The sequence below is a fragment of the Streptomyces sp. NPDC044704 genome (assembly GCF_056433525.1).
Window position 1 is genome coordinate 23,427 of the sequence record NZ_JBWKGY010000028.1, and the last position, 20,005, is coordinate 43,431.

The following is a 20,005-nucleotide window of genomic DNA, read 5'->3' on the forward strand; positions in this document are numbered from 1 at the left end:
TCACCGCGCCGCGGTGCACCGCGGGGTGCGCACGGCCCCGGGCACCGCTGCCCCGTCCCGGCCGCTCCCCCGGGCACCGCGCGCCGCGAACGGCCCGCCCCCGAGCGGGGCGTACGGGCGTACGGGGGTACCGGTCCCGGCCCGGAACACGCGGAAGCCGCCCGCGGTGAGGGGTTTCCTCATCGCGGGCGGCTTCGTGGCGCCGGCGGGTCAGGCCTGCTGGGCGACCAGGCTCGCGGGGCGCAGGTCGGTCCAGTTGGTCTCGACGTACGTCAGGCACGCGTCCCGGGTGTCCTCGCCGAACACGGTCCGCCAGCCCGCCGGCACCTGGGCGAAGGACGGCCACACCGAGTGCTGGTTCTCGTCGTTGACGAGGACCAGGAAGCGGCCCTGCGGGTCCTCGAACGGGTTGGTGGTCATGCGTTCTCACTCCTCATGGACATAACGGTGAACAGCTCCGAGAGCGGCTGTCCGGGTTCGGCGACCACATGGCGCAGCAGCCGGTGAAGTTCTTCGGCGAGCTGGCGGGCCTTGGCCCGGCCGAGCAGGTCGGTGGCGTGGATCAGTTCGCAGTGCACCGGTCCGTCGCCGCGCGGCTCGTAGAAGCTGAGCGTCAGCTCCGCCTTCGCCGAGCCCGTCGGCACGGCGTGGAAGGAGCCCACGCCGCCCTCCAGCTGCCCGAGGTCCGCCTGCTCGTGGTGGATCACCATGACCTGCGGGCCCTCGGCGGGCAGCGCGGTGGCACGGACGACCGCGTCGAACGGGACGTCCTGCCGGTCCAGGGCGCTGAGCGTGGTCTCCCGCACCCGGCCCAGCAGTTCGGCGAAGGTGGGGTCCCCCGCCGTGTCGGTGCGCAGCACCACGGTGTTGAAGAAGCAGCCGACGAGGTCGGCGAGCTGCTCTTCGCCCCGGCCGGCGACCATCGTACCGATCGGCAGGTCGGTGCCCGCACCGTGGGCGGTGAGCAGGGCCGACAGGGCCGAGTGCAGCACCATGAACATGCTGGTGCCGGTGGACTGGGCGAGGGTGTCCACGTCGGCGTGGAGCTGCTCGTCCAGGACGAAGGAGACGTAGTCGCCGCCCGGTCCGCGGACGTCCGGGGCCTGCGGGCGCGGCCGGTCCGCGGGCAGCGCGAGCTGCCCGGGGATGCCGTCCAGGTTCTGCCGCCACCAGGCGAGCTGGCGGCCGCCGGGGCTGGTGGGCTCGGCGAGGTCGCCGAGCACCTCCTCGGCCCAGGCCGCGTAGTCGGAGTAGCTGACGGGCAGCGGCTCCCAGGCCGGGGTCCGGCCCTGCTCGCGCGCCTCGTAGGCGGCGGTGAGGTCGCGGAACAGCGGGACCACGGACCATTCGTCGACGGCGAGGTAGTGCGCGGTGATCAGCAGGGCCTGTTCGCCCGAGGCGGCGGTGAGCAGCCGGGCCCGCAGCGGTGCCTCGCGGGTCAGGTCGGGGTGCTGCGCGGCGAGTTCGGCGAGGCGGGTGTCGAGGTCGGCGCAGTGCTCCGCCTCCAGCACCGGGTGCCCGGCGGGTTCGCGGCGCACGGCGCCGTCCTGCTCGGTGAAGCGGGTGCGCAGCGGCTCGTGGCGGGTGACCACGTCGTCGAGGGCGGCGGCCAGGGCGGCCGGGTCCAGGACGCCGGGAGAGCGGAGCACCAGGCCGTGGTCGAAACCGTCCCAGCGCCGGTACGCGTTCCACTGCCAGCGCTGTACGGGCGCCGGGGCGGCCGCTTCCCCGGCGGGGCGGGGGCCGGCCGGGCGCAGGGCCGGGCGGGCGGCGGCCGCGCCGTCGAGCTTGGCGGCGAGGCCGGCGACGGTCAGGGCGTCGAAGACGTCACGGATGCTGAGCTCGACGCCGAACTCGGCGCGGATGCGGCCGAGCAGGCGCATGGAGGCCATGGAGTGGCCGCCCAGGGCGAAGAAGTTGTCGTGGACGCCGACTTCCTCCAGCTGGAGGATCTCGCCGAACAGTCCGGCCAGCCTCGCCTGGGTGGCGCCCACCGGGCGGGCCCCGCCGGTCATGCCGGACCAGTCGGGCGCGGGCAGCGCCTTGTGGTCGAGCTTGCCGTTGGGGGTCAGCGGCAGCGGCCCGTCGAGGGCGACGACGAGCGCGGGCACCATGTACTCCGGCAGCCGGCCGGCGACGTGCGCGCGTACGTCCAGCGGGTCGAGGGCCCCGTTCTCGGGGACGACGTATCCGACGAGGCGGACGATGTCTCCGGCCCGGTCGGGGACGACGGTGGCCTGGCTGACGGCCGGGTGTCCGGCGAGCGCGGCCTCGATCTCGCCGAGTTCGATGCGGAAGCCGCGGATCTTGACCTGGGTGTCGACGCGGCCGAGGAAGTCGAGGTTCCCGTCGCGGCGCCAGCGGGCGCGGTCGCCGGTGCGGTACATGCGGCTGCCGGGGGCGCCGAACGGGTCGGCGACGAACCGCTCGGCGGTCAGCCCGAACCGGCCGAGGTAGCCGCGGGCGAGGCCGCGTCCGGACACGTACAGCTCGCCGACCACGCCGGGCGGGACGGGCTGGAGCCGGTCGTCCAGGACGTAGGCGAGGGTGTTGGGGTCCGGGATGCCGATCGGCACGCGGGCTCCGGGCCTCAGGTGGGCGTCGCGGGACTCCCACAGGGTGGAGTTGACGGTGGCTTCGGTGAGGCCGTAGGCGCAGATCAGGTTCGCCGTGGCGCCGAACCGCTCGAAGAGGTCCGGCGGCACGGTCTCGGTGCCGACCAGGACGGTCGATCCTTCGGGGAGTGCGCAGCCGGCGGGCAGGGCGGACACCAGCGACGGCGGCAGGATCATGTGGCTGATGCGGTGCTCGGCGAGGAAGTCGGTGAGCGCCGGTCCGGCGACCCGTGCCTCGTCGGTGATGAGCACGAGCCGTCCGCCGTGGCACAGCGCCATGGCGAGTTCGAAGACGAACACGTCGAAGCCGATGGAGGCGAACTGCAGGACGCTGCTGTCGGCTTCGAGGCCCATCCGGTCGACCGCGGTGGCGACCAGGCTGGCGATGCCCTCGTGGGGGACGACGACGCCCTTGGGGCGGCCGGTGGAGCCGGAGGTGTAGATGACGTACGCGGCCTGGTCGAGGGCCACCCGCGGTGCGGGGACGGCGGTCTCGGGCTGCAGTTCCAGTGCGGCGGCGGTGCCGGGCTCGTCGAGCAGCAGGACCGGGACGTCCGTGGCGGGGATCTTCCCGGCCACGGGCTCGGTGCCGACGACCAGGGTCGTCCGGGAGTCCTCGATCATGTAGCCGAGCCGGTCCGCGGGGTGGACCAGGTCGAGCGGCAGGAAGGCGGCGCCCAGCTTCAGGGCCGCCAGCACGGTGGCGATCATGTCGGCCGAGCGGGGCACGGCCACGCCGACGACGCTCTCGGTGCCGACGCCCTGGGCCGCCAGCAGGTGGGCGATCCGGTTGGACCGGGCGTCCAGCGCGGCGTAGTCGAGGCGGGTGCCGCGGTCGACGACGGCGACCGCGTCCGGCCGCTCGGCGACGTGCCGGGCGAACAGCTCGGGCAGGGACAGCTCGTCGACCTCGCGGGGGCCGCCGTTGAAGCCTTCCAGGACGAGGCTCCGCTCGTCGCCCACGAGGAGCGGGGCGGCGGACACGGGAAGGTCGGGGGCGGCGGCGAGGGCGCCGGTGAGGACGGCCAGCCGTTCGCCGATCCGCTCGGCGGTCTCCTGGTCGAAGAGCTCGGTGGCGAACTCCAGACGGCAGACGAGGGAACCCGTCTCGCCGTCGGCGGCGGTCTGCTCGGTGAAGCTGAACACCAGGTCGAACTTGGCGGAGCGGATCCGGAAGGGCACGTACTCCACGCCCAGGCCGGCCAGGTCCAGTTCGCCCTCGGTGCGGGCGTGGTAGCCGACCATCACCTGGAACAGCGGGTTGCGGGCCAGCGAGCGGGTCGGGTTGAGCTTCTCCACGACGGATTCGAAGGGCACGTCGGCGTGCGAGAACGCGGCCAGGTCGGTGTCGCGGACCCGGGCGAGCAGCTCGGTGAAGGTCGGGTCGCCGCCGAGGTCGGTGCGAAGGACCAGGGTGTTGACGAAGAACCCGACGAGGTCGTCGAGGGCTTCGTCGCCGCGGCCGGCGATGGGCGAGCCGAGCGGGATGTCGGTACCGGCGCCGAGCCGGTGCAGCAGGGTCGCGACGGCCGCGTGGACCACCATGAACATGCTGACGCCGTTGTCCTTGGCCAGCCGCTTCAGGCCCTGGTAGGCCGGGCCGTCGAACTCGACGTCGAGTTCGGCGCCGGTGAAGGCGGGGCGGGCGGGGCGCGGCCGGTCGGTGGGCAGGTCCAGTTCCTCGGGGGCGCCGTCCAGGGTGCGGTGCCAGTGGTCGAGCTGGCGGGCGGCCAGGCTCTGCGCGTCGGCCGGGTCGCCGAGCAGCTTCTGCTGCCACAGCGCGTAGTCGGCGTACTGGACGGGCAGCGGCTCCCAGGCGGGTGCGGCGCCGGAGCGGCGGGCGGCGTAGGCGGCGGCCAGGTCGCCGAGGAAGGGCCGGTCCGACCACTCGTCGGTGGTGATGTGGTGCAGGAGGATCACGACGACGTGTTCGCCGGGCGCCACCTCGATGACCGTGGCGCGCAGCGGCAGCTCGGTCGCGAGGTCGAAGGGCCGGTTGATGGCCGCGTCGACCAGGGCGCGGGCCTCGTCCTCGGTGGCGCGCAGGTGCTCGACGGGCGGCTGGGCCTGGCCGGCGGGCAGGACGCTCTGGTAGGCCCGGCCGTCGCGCTCGGCGAACAGGGTGCGCAGGGCCTCGTGGCGGTCGGTGACGTCGGCGAGGGCGGCCCGCCAGGCGTCGAGGTCGAGGTCTCCGCGCAGCCGCATGACCAGCGGGAAGTTGTACGCGGCGGAGGTCTCCTCCATCTGCTGGATGACCCACAGGCGCTGCTGGGCGTGGGAGAGCGGCAGCTCGTCGGGGCGTTCGCCGGCCACCAGGGCGGGGCGTGCGTCGCCCTGCGAGCCGGCCGCGCGCTCCACGAGTTCGGCGACGGTCGGGGCCTCGAAGAGGTCCCGGATGGCCAGCTCCGCGGAGAGCGCGGTACGGGCCCGGGCGACCAGGCGGGTGGCGAGCAGCGAGTGCCCGCCGAGCTCGAAGAAGTTGCTGTCGATGCCGACGCTGCCCTCGGCGAGGCCGAGGACCTCCGCGAACAGCGCGCAGAGGGTCTCCTCCTGCGGGGTCCGCGCGGAGCGGCCGGTGCCGGCGCCCGCGAACTCGGGGGCGGGCAGGGCCTTGGTGTCGAGCTTGCCGTTGACGGTCAGCGGCAGGGTGTCCACGGCCACCAGGGCGGCCGGGACCATGTAGTCGGGCAGGGAGGCCTTGAGGTGCTCCCGCAGGCTCTGGACGAGGGCCTCGCCGCGTTCGGCGCCCTCCTCGGGGACCACGTAGCCGACCAGGCGCTTGCCCGCCGCCTGCTCGTTCACGACGACGGCGGCGTGGGCCACCTCGGGGTGCGCGGACAGGGCGGTGGAGATCTCGCCGAGCTCGATGCGGTAGCCGCGGATCTTGACCTGGTCGTCGGTGCGGCCGAGGAAGTCGATCAGGCCGTCGGGGCGCTGCCGTACGAGGTCGCCCGTACGGTACATGCGCTCGCCGGGCGCGCCGAACGGGTCGGCGACGAACCGCTCGGCGGTGAGGCCGGGCCGGTCGTGGTAGCCGCGGGCCAGGCCGGTGCCGGCGATGTACAGCTCGCCGGGGCAGCCGGGCGGGACGGGGCGCAGCATGGCGTCGAGGACGTAGCCGCGGGTGTTGCGGATGGGCCGGCCGACGGTGGGGGTCGGGCTGTCCGCGGTGGACCCGCCGAGGGTGTTGATCGTGTACTCGGTGGGGCCGTACAGGTTGTAGCCGTAGGTGTTCTCGGTGTCGGCGAGGCGGCTCCACACGGTGTCGGAGACGGCCTCGCCGCCGAGCAGGACCAGCGCGGGCCGGTGCTTGCCGGTGCTCTCGTCCTGGTCGAGGAGGCCTTCCTCGATCAGGAGCTGGGCGTAGGTGGGAGTGACGTTGACGACGTCGATGCGGTTGCCGTCGCAGTAGGCGACCAGGGCCTCGGCGTCGCGGCGCAGTTCCTCGTCACAGACGTGGACCTCGTGGCCCTCGACGAGCCAGAGCAGCTCCTCCCACGACATGTCGAAGGCGAAGGAGACGGTGTGCGCGATGCGCAGGCGGCGTCCGCCGGCCGAGGCGATCGCCGGGTCGAACACCTCGACCTGGTGGTTGAGCTGCATGTTCGTCAGACCCCGGTAGGGGGTGACGACGCCCTTGGGCTTGCCGGTGGAGCCGGAGGTGTAGATGACGTAGGCCGGGTGCTCCAGGCGGCCCTCGACCGAGTGCGCGAACGCGGGGCGTTCGGCGTCGGTGACCTCGTCGCCCGGGAGGGCGCTCAGTTCGGCGGTGACGGCCGGGTCGTCCAGGGCGACCTCGGGGGCGAGCGGGCCGGACTCGCCGCGCAGGGTGGGCGCGACGGCGAGGGTGGTGAGCAGGCACAGCGGGCCGGTGTCCTCGACCATCAGGCGGAGCCGGTCGGCCGGGTGGTCCAGGTCGAGCGGCAGGTAGGCGGCGCCGGTGCGCAGGACCGCGAACAGGGCGACGACCATCTCGATGGAGCGGGGCAGTGCCAGGGCGACGGTCCGCTCCGGGCCGGCCCCGCGGGCCAGCAGCAGCCGGGCCGTGCGGTTGATCCGGGCGTCGAGTTCGGCGTAGGTGAGGGCGGTGTCGCCGAAGACGAGGGCGACGGCGTCCGGGGTGCGGGCCACCTGGGTGGCGAGCATGTCGGCGACGGTCTCGTTCGGGACGGGCTCGTTGCTGGCCGCCCAGGCGCCGGTGAGGGCGGCGTGCTCGTCGGGGAGCAGCAGGTCCAGGGTGCCGACGGGGGCGGCGAGGTCGCCGAGGAGACGCTCGACCAGGGTCCGGTAGCGGTTGAGGGTGGCGGCGGCCTGCTCGTCGTCGATCAGGTCGGGGCGGTACTCCAGCTTGACCTGGACCCGCTCGGCCGGGTTGACGATGAGGGTCATCGGGTAGTGGGTGGCGTCGACGCTGCCCACCCCGGTGATGCCGTGCCGGTCGGTGAGTTCGCGGAAGGCGCCCTCGTCGGCGAAGTTCTGGAGCACGTACAGGGTGTCGAAGAGGACGGGGTGGCCGCCGGCCCGCTGGAGTTCGGCCAGGCCCAGGTACTCGTGGTCCATGAGCGCCATGCGCTCGGACTGCACCCGGCGCAGCAGCTGTGCGACGGTCTCCTCGGGGCGCAGGGAGATCCGCAGCGGGACGGTGTTGAGGAACATGCCGATGGTGGTGTCGGCGCCGGGCACCTCGGCCGGGCGGCCGGCGACGGTGGCGCCGAACACCACGTCGTCGCTGCCCACGGCGGCGGACAGCACCAGGGCCCAGGCCGCGGAGAGGACCGCGTTGATGGTGAGGCCGTGTTCGCGGGCGGAGCCGCGCAGCCGGTCGCTGAGGTCGGCGCCGAGGTCGAGGGCGTGGCGGCGCGGGATGGTCGGGTCGCCGCCGCGGCCGCGGGCCACCAGGGTCGGCTCGTCAAGTCCGGCGAGCGCGGTGCGCCAGGTGGCGCGGGCGGCGTCGAAGTCCTGCTCCGCGAGCCAGGTCAGGTAGTCGCGGTAGCTGCCGGGGGTGCGCAGGCCGGTGTCGTCGCCGGCGGCCGCGTAGAGGGCGAGCAGTTCGTCGAGGAACAGGGACTGGGACCAGCCGTCCCAGGCCACCAGGTGGTGGCTGAGCATCAGCCGGTCGGCGTTCTCCGTGAGCCGGATCAGCTGGAGGCGGAACAGCGGGGGCGCGGCCAGGTCGAAGCGGCGCAGGCGGTCGGCGTCGGCGATCTCGGTGAGGCGGGCCTGGCGCTGCTCCTCGGTGAGGCCGGTCAGGTCGGTCTCGGTGAGCGGTACGGGGACCTCGGCGGCCGGGCCGACGAACTGCACCGGGGCGGGCAGCCCGTCGGAGGTGATGCCGGCGCACAGGCTGGGGTGGCGGGCGAGCAGGGTGGCGCAGGCGGCGCGCAGCCGGTCCAGGTCCAGGCGGTGGCCGAAGTCGAAGCAGTCCTGGGCGGTGTAGACGTCCAGGCCGTCGGTGTCGTAGCTGGCGTGGAAGTGGATGCCCTCCTGGAGGGGGGAGAGCGGCCAGATGTCGGCGACGGGGACCGGGCTGACCTGCGCGACCCGGTCGATCTCGGTCTGGGTGAGCTGGACGAGCGGCAGGTCGGAGGGGGTCAGGGTGCCGGTGGCGGGGCCGGAGCCGGCGGCCTGGGCGATGAGTTCGCGCAGGGCTTCGGCCCAGGCCAGGCCGAGGGCCCGGACGTCGTCCTCGCCGAGGGCGCGGCCGGCCGGCCAGGTCCAGGTGGCGCGCAGTTCGGGGCCGTGCGGGGTTTCGGCGCAGACCGCGTTGATCTGGAGCGGGTACGGCATGGCCAGGCCCGCGTCCGGTTCCACGGACAGGGCGTCGGACTCGGCGGCGGGGGCCCAGTCGACGGCCTGGTCGGCGGGGAGCCGGCCGAAGTAGTTGAACAGGACCTGGGCGGTGGCCAGCTGGGCGAACACGGGGGCGAGCTGCGGGTTGAGGTAGCGCAGCATGCCGTACCCGGCGCCGGAGTCGGGGGCCGAGCGGACGGACTCCTTGACGGCCTTGAGGGTGTCCAGGGCGCCGTCGGCGGCGGGCAGGCGCACGGGGTGGAGTCCGGTGAACCAGCCGACGGTGCGGGACAGGTCCAGGCCGGTGCCGTCGCGGCCGTGGCGTTCGAGGTCGACGAGGAGGTCCCCGGAGGCGACGGCGCCGCGGTCGGCGTGCCAGCGGGAGACCGCCAGGCGCAGGGCTGCGAGGAGCACCTCGGTGACGTCGGCGCCCGCGGTGGCGGGGACGGCCGTCAGCAGGGCGCGGGTCTCCTCGGTGGAGAGGGTGACGGTGTGGTCCTGCGCGGAGCCGGCGGTGCCGCTGCGGTCGGCGCCCGGGACCAGCTCGGCGCCGGGAGCCAGGGTCTTGGCCCAGTACGGGAGTTCGGCCTGGCGCTGCGGGGAGGTGGCCTGTTCGGCGATCTCCCGGGCGAAGCGGCGCAGCGAGGAGGGTACGGGTTCCAGCTCGGGCCGCTGTCCCCGGGCGGCGGCCTCCCAGGCGGCGGCGAGGTCGCCGAGCAGGACGCGCCAGGACACGCCGTCGACCACCAGGTGGTGGACGACGAGCAGCAGGCGGCCGGGCACGCCGGGGCCGGCGTCGAACCAGACGGCCTGGACCATCGCGCCGGTGTCGGGGTCGAGGCGGCCGGCGGCCGCGTCCGACTCGGTGGTGATCAGGGCGCGCAGGGCGTCCTCGTCGAGGCCGGCGGCGTCGACGCGGTGCAGCAGGGCGGCGGCGTCCACGCTGCCGGCGGGGGTGGTGACGGCGGACCACAGGGCCGGGATGGCCGGGCCGAGGTCCATCCGGGTGAGGCGGGTGCGCAGGCCGTCGTGGTGGTCGAGTATGGCCTGGAGGACGCGGGCCAGGGTGTCGGCGTCGGCGGCCGCGGGCGACTGGAGCAGCATCGACAGGTTGAACCGGCCGATGGGCCCGCCGTCTTCGCGGAGCTGGTGGACGATCGGCAGCAGGGTGACGTCACCGACGCCGTCGGTGTCGGCGGCCGGGGCGGCCGCGGTGTCGGCGGCGCCGGTGGCGGCCGCTAGGGCGGCCGGGGTGCGGTGCTCGAAGACCTCGCGGGGGCTGACCGACAGGCCGGCCTTGCGGGCCCGGCTGGCGACCGACATGGACAGGATGCTGTCGCCGCCGAGCATGAAGAAGTCCTCGTCGGCGTCGACCGCGTCGAGGCCGAGGACCTCGGCGAAGATCGTGCAGAGCTGCTGCTCGCGTCCTTCGCGGGAGGTGCGGCCGGCGGCCTTGCGGCGGACCGTGGGGGCCGGGAGGGCCTTCAGGTCGGTCTTCCCGCCCGGGGTGAGCGGCAGCGCGTCGAGGGCGACGAAGTGGCTGGGCACCATCGGCGCGGGCAGCTTCGCGGTCAGTGCGGCGCGCACGGCCTCGGTGTCGAGGGCGTCGGCACGGCCGCCCTGCTCCGGGACCAGGTAGGCCACCAGCTGCTTGACTCCGCGCTCGTCGTCGCGGGCGACGACCACCGCGTCCCCGACGGCCGGCTCGTCCCGCAGGCGGGCTTCGATTTCCCCGAGTTCCACTCGGTTTCCCCTGATCTTGACCTGGTGGTCGGTGCGCCCGAGGTAGGTGAGCACGCCGTCCGCGCTGAACTGGACCATGTCTCCGGTGCGGTACATGCGCGCACCCGGAGTGCCGAACGGATCGGCGACGAATCGCTCCGCGGTGAGCGCGGTGCGTCCGTGGTAGCCGCGGGCGAGTTGGGCGCCCGCGAGGTAGAGCTCGCCCGGTTCGCCCGGGGCGACCGGGCGCAGGTACCGGTCGAGGACGTGCAGCCGGGTGTTCCAGACGGGCCGGCCGATGGGCACGGTGGCCGCGTCGGCGGACTCGGTGCCGGCCTGCCAGCTGGTGACCTGGATGACGGCCTCGGTGGGCCCGTACACGTTGTGCAGGGGCACGCCGGTGCGTTCCCGCCAGCGCCGCGCGAGCGGGACGGGCAGGGCCTCGCCGCCGCTGAAGGCGCGGCGCAGGCTCGCCCACCAGGGGGCTCCGTCGGCTTCTTCGGCGAGGAGGGCGGTGTAGAGCGAGGGCACCAGGTCGACGTTGGTGACCCGTTCGGCGCGGATCAGGTCGGCGAGGTAGGCCGGGTCGCGGTGGCCGTCGGGCTTGGCGATGACGACGGTGCCGCCGGTGATCAGCGGTACGAAGATCTCCTGGACGGAGGGGTCGAAGCTGGTCGAGTACTGGTGCAGCACCCGCTCGCCGGGCCCGAAGCCGAACTCGGCGGCGGTCCAGGCCAGCTGGCCGACGACGGCCTGGTGCGGGACCACCACGCCCTTGGGCAGGCCGGTGGATCCGGACGTGTAGATGACGTACGCGGCGCCGTCCGGGTCGACGGGGGCGAGTGCGGCCGGGGCGGTCCCGGCGGCGTCGGCGTCGGCGCCGTCGATCAGGACCGGGGTGACGCCGTCGAGGGCGGGCAGCTTCGCCAGGGACCGCTCGGTGGCGACGACGGTGCGGGCACCGGAGTCGGACAGCATGTGGCGGACCCGGTCGGCGGGGTAGTCCACGTCGACGGGCAGGTAGGCGGCGCCGGCCTTCATGACGGCCAGGAGGGCGGTCAGGGAGGCGGCGGAGCGGGGCACGGCGACGGCCACGACCGATTCGGCGGCCACCCCGAGGGCGGCCAGCCGCAGCGCCAGCGCCCCGGCGCGGGCGTCGAGTTCGGCGTAGGAGGTGTGGCCGTCCTCGTCGACGAGGGCGACGGCGTCGGGGGTGCGGCGCGCCTGTTCCTCGAACGCGCCGTGCACGGTGCCGGCGGGCAGCTGCCGGTCGGCTCCGGCGAGGGCGGCGAGGGTGGCCCGCCGCTCGTCTTCGGACTGTGCGGCGAGCCGGCCGACGGGGAGCTCCGGGTCGGCGGTGACCTGCTCCAGCAGGGCGCGCAGGCGGCCGGCGAAGCGGGTGGCGGCGCGGGCGTCCAGGCGGGCGGGGTCGTGGTCGAGCTGGAGCCGGAGCGTTTCTCCGGGCAGCACGGTGAGGGCGAGCGGGTAGTGCACCGAGTCGTGGATCTCGGATCCGAGGATCCGGATCAGGCCCTGCGGGTCGGACACCTCGCCGGCCTCGGGCAGGTTCTCCACCACGACGAGCGCGTCGAACAGGTCGCCGCGGCCGACGGCCCGCTGGATCTCGGAGAGTCCGAGGTGCTGGTGGTCGAGGAGTTCGGCCTGGCCGTCCTGGAAGGCGGCCAGGACCTCGGCGAGGGGCTGCTCGGGGCGCCAGCTCAGGCGGGCGGGCACGGTGTTGATGAGCAGCCCGACGAGGGACTCGATGTTCTCCACGGGGGCCTGGCGGCCGGAGACGGTGGTGCCGAGGACCAGGTCCTGGGCGCCGACGACGTCACCGAGGACGAGGCCGAACGCGCCCTGCACGACGGCGGCGAGGGTGAGGCCGAGGCGGCGGGTCCGGGCGGTGAGCGCCTCGGTCGCCGCGGCGCTCAGCTCCAGGGTGATCCGGCCGGTTCCGGTTCCGGCGCTCTCGCCGGCCCGGAACGGGAGTCCGTCGGTCGCGTCGAGTCCGGCGAGGGCCTCCCGCCAGGCGGCGCGGGCCAGCTCGCGGTCGCGGCCGGCCAGCCAGCCGGTGTAGGCGCGGTAGGCGGGGTCGGGTGCGGTCGCCGCGGCGGGGGCGCCGGGGCGGTAGCCGTCGAGGAGTTCCCGCATGACCAGGGAGACGGACCAGCCGTCGACGATGATGTGGTGCATCGTCAGGATCAGCCGGGAGCGCCGCGCGTCGAGCCGGACGAGGGCGGCGCGCATCAGCGGCGGGGCGCCGAGGTCGAAGCCGCGGCCGCGTTCGGCGGCGGCGATCTCCTCGACGGCGGCGGCCTGCCGCGCCGCGTCCCGGCCGGTCAGGTCGGTGAACTGCCAGGGCACGGCCACGTCGGCGCCGATGACCTGGACGACGGGGCCGTCGGGGTGCTGGCGGAAGGCGGCGCGCAGCAGCGGGTGGCGGTCCAGGAGGCGCTGGACGGCGGCCTTGAGGGCTTCGGGGTCGACGTCGCCGCCGAGTTCGACGGTGTCCTGGACGGCGTACCCGTCGGCGCCGCCCCGGTCCATGGCCGCGTGGAAGAAGAATCCTTCCTGGAGCGGGGTGGCCGGGACCACGTCGAGGAGTTCGCCGAGCCCGTCGGCGAACTCGGCGCGGTCCTCGGGGGTGAGCGGGACCAGGGAGAACGGCTCGGGCAGCGCGGCGGTGGCCTGCGGTGCCGCGGGGGCGTCCCCGGCGGCGCGGGCGAGGGCGGCGACGGTGCGGAGGCGGAACACCTCGCGGGGGCTGATCGCGAGACCGGCGGCCCGGGCGCGGGTGACGAGCTGGATCGCGACGATGCTGTCGCCGCCGAGCTCGAAGAAGCTGTCGTGGACGCCGACCGAGGGCAGTCCGAGGACGTCGGCGACGAGGGCGGCGAGGGCGGCCTCGGCCTCGGTGGTGGGGGCCGCGTCGCCGGTCATGGCGGTCCACTGCGGGTCGGGCAGGGCGCGGGCGTCGAGCTTGCCGTTGGGCGTCAGGGGCAGCGGGCCGTCCATCCGGACGACGGCCGAGGGCACCATGTAGTCGGGCAGGCCCTGCGCGGCCTCGGCGCGGGCGGCGGTGACGGCCGCCTCGGCGGCGGCGGCGTCCAGGGAGGCGTCGGCGACGAGGTAGGCGACGAGCCGCTTGGCGGCGCGCTGGTCCTCGCGGACGAGGACGGCCGCCTGGGCGATGCCGGAGCAGGCCATGAAGGCGCTCTCGATCTCGCCGGGCTCGATGCGGTGGCCGCGGATCTTGATCTGGCCGTCGGCGCGGCCGAGGAAGTCGAGGTTGCCCTCGATGGTCCAGCGGACGCGGTCGCCGGTGCGGTACATGCGGGTGCCGGGCTCACCGAACGGGTCGGCGACGAACCGCTCGGAGGTCAGACCGAAGCGGCCGAGGTACCCGCGGGCCAGGCCGCGGCCGGCGACGTACAGCTCGCCCTCGACTCCGACGGGGACGGGCCGCAGCGCGGAGTCCAGCACGTAGGCGCGGGTGTTGGGGTCGGGCTCGCCGATCGGGACGGGCCCCTGCCAGTCCGGGCGGGCCGACCACAGGGTGGAGTTGACGCTCGCCTCGGTCAGGCCGTAGGCGACGACGATCTGGAGGCGGTGGGACCACCGGGCGATGAGTTCGCTCGGCACGGCCTCGGTTCCGACGACGAGGACCGCGCCCTCGGGGAGTTCGCAGTCCTGCGGCAGCGCCGACACCAGGGAGGGCGGCAGGATCATGTGGGTCGCCCGGTGCGCGGCTATGTAGTCGGTGAGGGCGGGTCCGGCGACGCGGCGTTCGGTGGGGACGACGATGATCCGGCCGCCGACGCACAGGGACATGATCAGGTCCCAGACGGTCACGTCGAAGCCGACGGACGCGAACTGGACGACCCGGCTGTCGGCGGTGATGCCGATGCGCTCGGTGGCGGTGGCGATGAGGCTGCCGACGCCGTCGTGGGGCACCACGACGCCCTTGGGGCGGCCGGTGGAGCCGGAGGTGTAGATGACGTACGCGGCCCGGTCGAGCGGGATGTCCAGGCCGAGGGGGGCCGGGTCCTGGGCGGCGAGGGCGGCGGCGGTCCCGGCGTCGTCGAGCCGGACGAGGGTCAGGTCCGGGAGCTCGGGCAGGCCCTCGGCCTGTTCGCGCGCGGTGACGACCGTACGGGCGCCCGCGTCGTCGAGCATGTAGGCGAGGCGGTCCTGCGGGTGGTCGGAGTCGAGCGGCAGGTAGGCGGCGCCCGCCTTCATCACGGCGAGGAGGGCGGTGACGAGCTCGGGCGAGCGGGGCAGGGCCACGCCGACGACGTCCTCGGCGCCGACGCCGCGGGCGGCGAGCAGGCGGGCGAGCCGGTTGGCGTCGGCGTCGAGCTGCGCGTAGGTCAGCTCGGTGTCCTCGCAGACCAGGGCGACGGCCTGCGGGCTGCGGCGGACCTGCGCCTCGAAGGCGGCCGGCCAGGACAGTTCGGGGGACTCGCTCGGGGAGACCCCGAAGTCTGCCAGCAGCAGGGCGCGTTCCGAGGCGGTGGTGAGTTCGAGGTGGCCGATGGGCCGGGCGGGGTCACCGGCGAAGCCTTCCAGGAGGGTGCCGAAGCGCTCCTGGTGGGCGACGAGGCCGTCTTCCGTGCACTGGTCGGCGTCGGCGTCGAAGAGGATGCGGACGGCGCCGCGGACGGACTCGCCGACGGTGACGGCGAGGTCGCTGACCGCGCCGAGCCACTGGGGGCGCAGGTCGGAGTAGTGGTCGCGGAAGCGCAGCCAGTCGGTGCCGGGCAGGATGTTGACGGTGGGGCCGACGAGTTCGGGCACGCCCTCGACGAGGCCGAGCTCCTTGGCGAGGTCCTCGGAGCGGTAGCGGCCGTGGGCGACGGCCTCGGCGATGCGCTCGTCGGTCTGGGTCAGCAGCTCGCCGACGGTCGTGCCGGGGCGTACGGACAGCCGCAGCGGCACGATGTTGGAGACCATGCCGGGGACTCCCAGGAGGGAGCGGTCCTGCCGGCTGGTGACGGGCAGGCCGAGGACGAGGTCCTGTTCGCCGGTGGTGCGGTGCAGGTAGGCGGCCACGGCGGCGACCAGCAGGCGCGACACCCGTACGCCGGAGACCTGGGCGGCGGCCTTCAGGCGGTCGGTGTCGGCCACGGTGAGTTCGGTCGTGCGCCGGAAGCGGTGCGTGATGATCTTCTGGCCAGGCTCGACGAGGCGGACCGGCTGCGGCCGGTCCGCGAAGCGCTCCAGCCAGTACGCGCGGTCCGCGTCGTACGCCTCGGAGGCGCGGTAGGCCTGCTCGGAGGCGGCGAGGCGGGTCACGTCCCATGCGACGGGGGCGACGGGGCGGGCGCCGGTGTAGATCTCGCCCGCGCGGCGGGAGAGCAGGCCGATGCTCAGGCCGTCGATGACGAGGTGGTGGTAGCACTGGTGCCACAGCACGCGGTCGTCGGCGAGGCGGAGCAGGCTGTGGGAGAACAGGGGGCCGTCCGCGAGGGCCAGGGGGCGGGCGCGGCGGGCGCCCATCCACTCCCAGGCGGCGTCCTCGGGGTCGGCTTCGGCGCGCAGGTCGACGACGGTGATGTCGGCGGGGTGGCGGCGGGGAAGCTGGCGGGGGCTGCCGTCCTCGGCCGTCTCGAAGACGACGTGGAGGCAGTCCGCTTCCTCGACCACCTGCCGCACGGCGGCGGTCAGGTGGTCGAGGTCGACGTCACCGCGCAGTTCCAGGGTGAACGAGACGTTGAAGGCCGAGCTGTCCGGCTCGATCTGCTGAGCAAGCCAAATTCCGGACTGCCCACCGGTGACGGGTGTCCCGGTGGCAGGAATCCGGTCCGACTCGGCGTCAAACATCGTTCAGAAGGCCTTTCCCTGGTCGTGCGTCAGTGCTGGGGTGTTACTTGATGGCTTCGAGCTTCTGCACGACCTGGTCGACGGCGTACGGGATGCTCAGCACGGTGTTGAAGGAGAGCGCGGCGCCGACGTCCGGACCCTCGTAGGGCAGGAAGACGTCCCGCTTCTCCTGGTTGACCTTGGTCTTCTGGTACAGCGGGTCGGACTTCAGGGACGCCTCGGTGTCGGCGGTGCCGAGCCACACGGTGCGGTCGGCCTCCATCACGTCGAAGCGCTCGAAGCTGAGGTCGGCGATGACGTCCTTGCCCAGCGCGGTGCGGTAGGCCTCGGAGGTGGTGAAGCCCATCTCGGTCAGGAAGGCGACCTTCGGGTCCTTCGGGGCGAACGCGGAGAACTTGCCGGGCTCGTAGGGCTCGCCGACCGCGACCGTCTTGTCCTTCCACTCCGGGTGCTTGTCACGGACGGCCTTGAAGCGGGCGTCGATGCCGGAGATGAGCTTGTCGGTCTCGGCGTCCTTGCCCAGCGCCTTGCCGATCTGCTTCGTCATGACCTGCCACGACGCCTGGTAGTCCTCGGCGCCCTTGGGCTGCGCGACGACCTTGGCGATCTTCGACAGGGTGTCGTACTGCTCCTTCTTCATGCCCGAGTACTGGGCGATGATCAGGTCCGGCTTGAGGGCCGCGATCTTCTCCATGTTGTACTCGTCGCGCTCGCCGACGATCTGCGGCGGGGTGGAGCCCCACAGGTCCTTCACCCACGGCCACTTGCCGAACGGCTCTTCCTTGAACCAGGCGACGGCGCCGACCGGCTTCACGCCGAGCGCGAGCACGGCGTCCTGGTCCGAGAGACCGAGGGTGACGACCTTCTTCGGCTCGGCCGTGATGGTCGTGCTGCCGTACTTGTGGTCGACCGTGACCGGGAAGGATCCCGCGGACTTCGCGGTGGCCTCTCCGGAGGGCTTCGACTCGGTCTTCTCGGTGCCACCGCCGCAGGCGCTCAGGACGAGGGCGGCGGCGGCTGCAACGGCCACGCGGGGGAGGTTTCTGACGATCCTCGTCAGCGCGGGGCGGGTCCCAACGGACACGGGCTTTCCTTTCACGGGGTTTTCACGGTGCATGCCCAGGCCTGCCCGGCAGGACGGCGTTGCCGGGCAGGAGGGGTGGGGACGGGACGGGCGGTGGCCCTAGCGGGACGTTCCGATCCCGTCGACGACGCGCTCGGCTTCGCCGACGGCCGGCTTCGGGGTGCGCTCGATCACCGAGTCCAGGATCTCGCCGACCCGGATCGCGGTGTTCGACAGCAGGGACGAGGTGATGCCGTGCGTGTGCTCGGTACCGCCCTGGAGGTAGATGCCGCAGCGCAGTTCGGGGTCGGTCGTGATGCGGTAGTCGCGCTCGACGCTGACCCGGCCCTCGCCGTCGCGGTGGCAGTACCCCTCGACCTCGCCGAGGAGGCCGAAGGCGTCCGCGGGCCGGTAGCCGGTCGCGTAGACCACGACGTCGGCGTCCAGCGGGGTCTTCTCGCCGGTGACGAGCGACTCGACGGTGGTGAGGACCTTGTCCGGGGTCTCGACGACGTCCGAGAGGCGGGAGACGTTGAGGAAGCGCAGGCGCTCCTCGCCGAGGACCTTCTCCTGGTACGACTGGCGGTACAGGTCGTCGATGAGGTCGATGTCCACCACGGAGTAGTTGGTGTTGCCGTGGTAGTCCATCAGCTTGCTCTTGACCTCGCCGGGGGCCGTGAAGTACTCGTCCACGGCGGCCGGGTCGAAGATGCGGTTGGCGAACTTGCTGTCGTCCGCGGGGCTGTAGCCGTAGCGGGCGAAGACGGCGCAGACCTCGGCCTCGGGGAAGCGCCGGTGCAGGAAGGCCACGTTCTCGGCGGCGCTCTGGCCGGCGCCGACGACGACGAAGCGGGTCGGGTCGGTGCCCTCCAGCTCGTCGACGCGGCGCAGCAGGTCGGAGTTGTGCCAGACGCGGTCGGTGCGGTCGATGCCCTCGGGCATGTACGGCCGCAGGCCGGTGCCGATCACGAGGTTGCGGGCCCGGTGGGTGACCGTCTCGTCGCCGGAGCGGGCCGTGACGTCCACGTACTCGATGACGCCGTCGCGCACGACCGGTCGCACGGAGACCACTTCGTGCCCGTAGGACACCATGTCGTCGACCTTGGCGGCGGCCCACTCGAAGTAGTCGTGGAACTCGACGCGCAGCGGGAACAGGTTCTTGTGGTTGACGAAGTCGATCAGGCGGCCGCGGCTCTGCAGGTAGCAGAGGAAGCTGTACTCGCTCGCCGGGTTCCGCAGCGTCACCAGGTCCTTCATGAAGGACACCTGCATGGTCGCGTCTTCGAACAGCATGCCGCGGTGCCAGCCGAAGCGCGGCTGCTGCTCGAAGAAGTGAGCAGTGACCGCCTCCTGCCGTCCGACGCGTGCGTTGTGCTCGGTGAGAGCAATCGCCATGGCCACATTGGACGGGCCGAAGCCGATGCCTATGAGGTCGTGGATCACCGGTGCGTCAGCAGGAAGAGCCTGTGACATGTCACTCCGATCGTGCGGGACAGCCGCCTGTGAGGCGTTGAAGAAAGAAGGTGGAGCAGGGCACGCCGACGAGCGGCAACCCAGCGAACTTAGGTAAAGCTAACCTGATCTCGGCACCCTGTCGACCAGACAAAGCGGACAAATAGTGGATTGCAGCCCCAAACGACGCCTAAAATCAGGCACGTTGCATCCTTAGGTAAGGCTTGCTTTACTCCTTCGGGATCAATCGCTCTTCTGAGGAGGAACCTCCATGCGGGTCGTCATGTTCGGTTATCAGACCTGGGGCCATCGCACCCTGCAAGCGCTCCTGGACTCCGAGCACGATGTGGTGATGGTCGTCACCCACCCCAAGAGCGAGCACGCCTACGAGAAGATCTGGAGCGACTCGGTCGCGGACCTCGCCGAGGAGCACGGCGTCCCCGTGGTCATCCGCAACCGCCCCGACGACGAGGAGCTCTTCGCGCGGCTCAAGGAGGCCGACGCGGACATCATCGTCGCCAACAACTGGCGTACGTACATACCTTCGCGCATCTACAACCTGCCCCGCCACGGCACGCTCAACGTCCACGACTCGCTGCTGCCGAAGTACGCCGGCTTCTCCCCGCTGATCTGGGCCCTGATCAACGGCGAGACCGAAGTGGGCGTCACCGCGCACATGATGGACGACGTGCTCGACGCCGGCGACATCGTCCTCCAGCAGGCCGTCGCCGTCGGCCCGACCGACACGGCCACCGACCTCTTCCACAAGACCGTCGACCTCATCGCCCCGGTCACCGTCGGCGCGCTGGACCGCATCGCCGCCGGGGAGACCGAGTTCACCAAGCAGGACCGGTCGCAGGCGAGCTTCTTCCACAAGCGCGCCGAAGAGGACATCCGGATCGACTGGAGCTGGCCCGCCGAGGTCCTGGAGCGCCTGGTGCGCGCCCAGTCCGCCCCGTACCCGAGCGCCTTCACCTTCCACAAGGGCAAGCGCCTGGAGATCGTGTCCGCGGTCGTCTCCGAGGGGCTCTACGGCGGCACCCCCGGCCGCATCTTCTACCGCGAGGGCGAGGGCGTGGCGATCGTCGCCGGCGCCGACGCCCGCACCGGCCGCAACCACGGCCTCGCCATCACGCGCGTACGCACCGAGGACGGCCAGGAGCTGCCCGCCACCGAGTACTTCACCTCCATGGGCGGGTACCTCACCAGCCGCCCCTGACCCCGTCCCGAAGCCGGCGGAGGCACTCCGCCGGCGTCTCGTCGTGCCGGTCACCCGCCCATGGCCCCGGGCAGACCGGCCGTCGCCGCCGTCGCACGGACACCCCCGTTCCGTGCGGCGGCGCCGTCATGTCCGGGCCCGCAACTCCCGGGCGCGGGGCAGGACGACGGCCACGGGCACCCCCGGTGCGGGCCGCCGCCGACGGCCGCCCCGGGGGAGCCCGGCCGGTACCCGCCGCCGGACACGTCGCACGACGCGCCGGGCTCCCCGCTCCGGGCCGCCACCGGTGTGATCCTGAACGCGGGCCGCCACCCGGCC

General features: G+C 73.4%; 5 protein-coding genes. 1 reads left to right on the forward strand and 4 read right to left on the reverse strand.

Annotation, left to right across the window (positions count from 1 at the left end; genetic code table 11):
- Positions 1 to 210 precede the first annotated feature (210 nt).
- The 4 genes from AC07B0_RS36980 to AC07B0_RS36995 all read right to left on the reverse strand — a co-directional run bounded on the left by AC07B0_RS36980 (position 211) and on the right by AC07B0_RS36995 (position 18,489).
- On the reverse strand, positions 211 to 420 hold the full coding sequence (locus AC07B0_RS36980; protein ID WP_356879904.1) for an MbtH family protein: 210 nt from the start codon (positions 418 to 420) through the stop codon (positions 211 to 213).
- Positions 417 to 15,953, reverse strand: coding sequence for an amino acid adenylation domain-containing protein (locus tag AC07B0_RS36985; RefSeq protein WP_478900153.1), 15,537 nt, complete (start codon positions 15,951 to 15,953; stop codon positions 417 to 419). Before AC07B0_RS36985 ends, AC07B0_RS36980 begins: the two co-directional genes overlap by 4 nt.
- Positions 15,954 to 15,996: 43 nt before the next feature.
- Positions 15,997 to 16,983 carry an iron-siderophore ABC transporter substrate-binding protein gene (locus tag AC07B0_RS36990; RefSeq protein WP_469383540.1) on the reverse strand — a complete coding sequence of 329 codons (987 nt, stop codon included), beginning with the start codon at positions 16,981 to 16,983 and terminating at the stop codon, positions 15,997 to 15,999.
- A gap of 153 nt (positions 16,984 to 17,136) precedes the next feature.
- Entirely contained in the window at positions 17,137 to 18,489 is a 1,353-nt protein-coding gene (locus tag AC07B0_RS36995; RefSeq protein WP_356879910.1) for a lysine N(6)-hydroxylase/L-ornithine N(5)-oxygenase family protein, read from the reverse strand.
- 250 nt (positions 18,490 to 18,739) lie between these two features.
- Between AC07B0_RS36995 and AC07B0_RS37000 the strand changes: the two genes are divergently transcribed.
- A complete protein-coding gene (locus tag AC07B0_RS37000) occupies positions 18,740 to 19,687 on the forward strand; it encodes a methionyl-tRNA formyltransferase (RefSeq protein ID WP_478900154.1) in 948 nt (315 codons plus the stop codon).
- Positions 19,688 to 20,005 lie beyond the last annotated feature (318 nt).

Coding starts and splice junctions, on each gene's coding strand:
- AC07B0_RS36980 (WP_356879904.1), bottom strand. CDS start 420: ATGACCACCAACCCGTTCGAGGACCCGCAGGGCCGCTTCCTGGTCCTC.
- AC07B0_RS36985 (WP_478900153.1), bottom strand. CDS start 15,953: ATGTTTGACGCCGAGTCGGACCGGATTCCTGCCACCGGGACACCCGTC.
- AC07B0_RS36995 (WP_356879910.1), bottom strand. CDS start 18,489: ATGTCACAGGCTCTTCCTGCTGACGCACCGGTGATCCACGACCTCATA.
- AC07B0_RS37000 (WP_478900154.1), top strand. CDS start 18,740: ATGCGGGTCGTCATGTTCGGTTATCAGACCTGGGGCCATCGCACCCTG.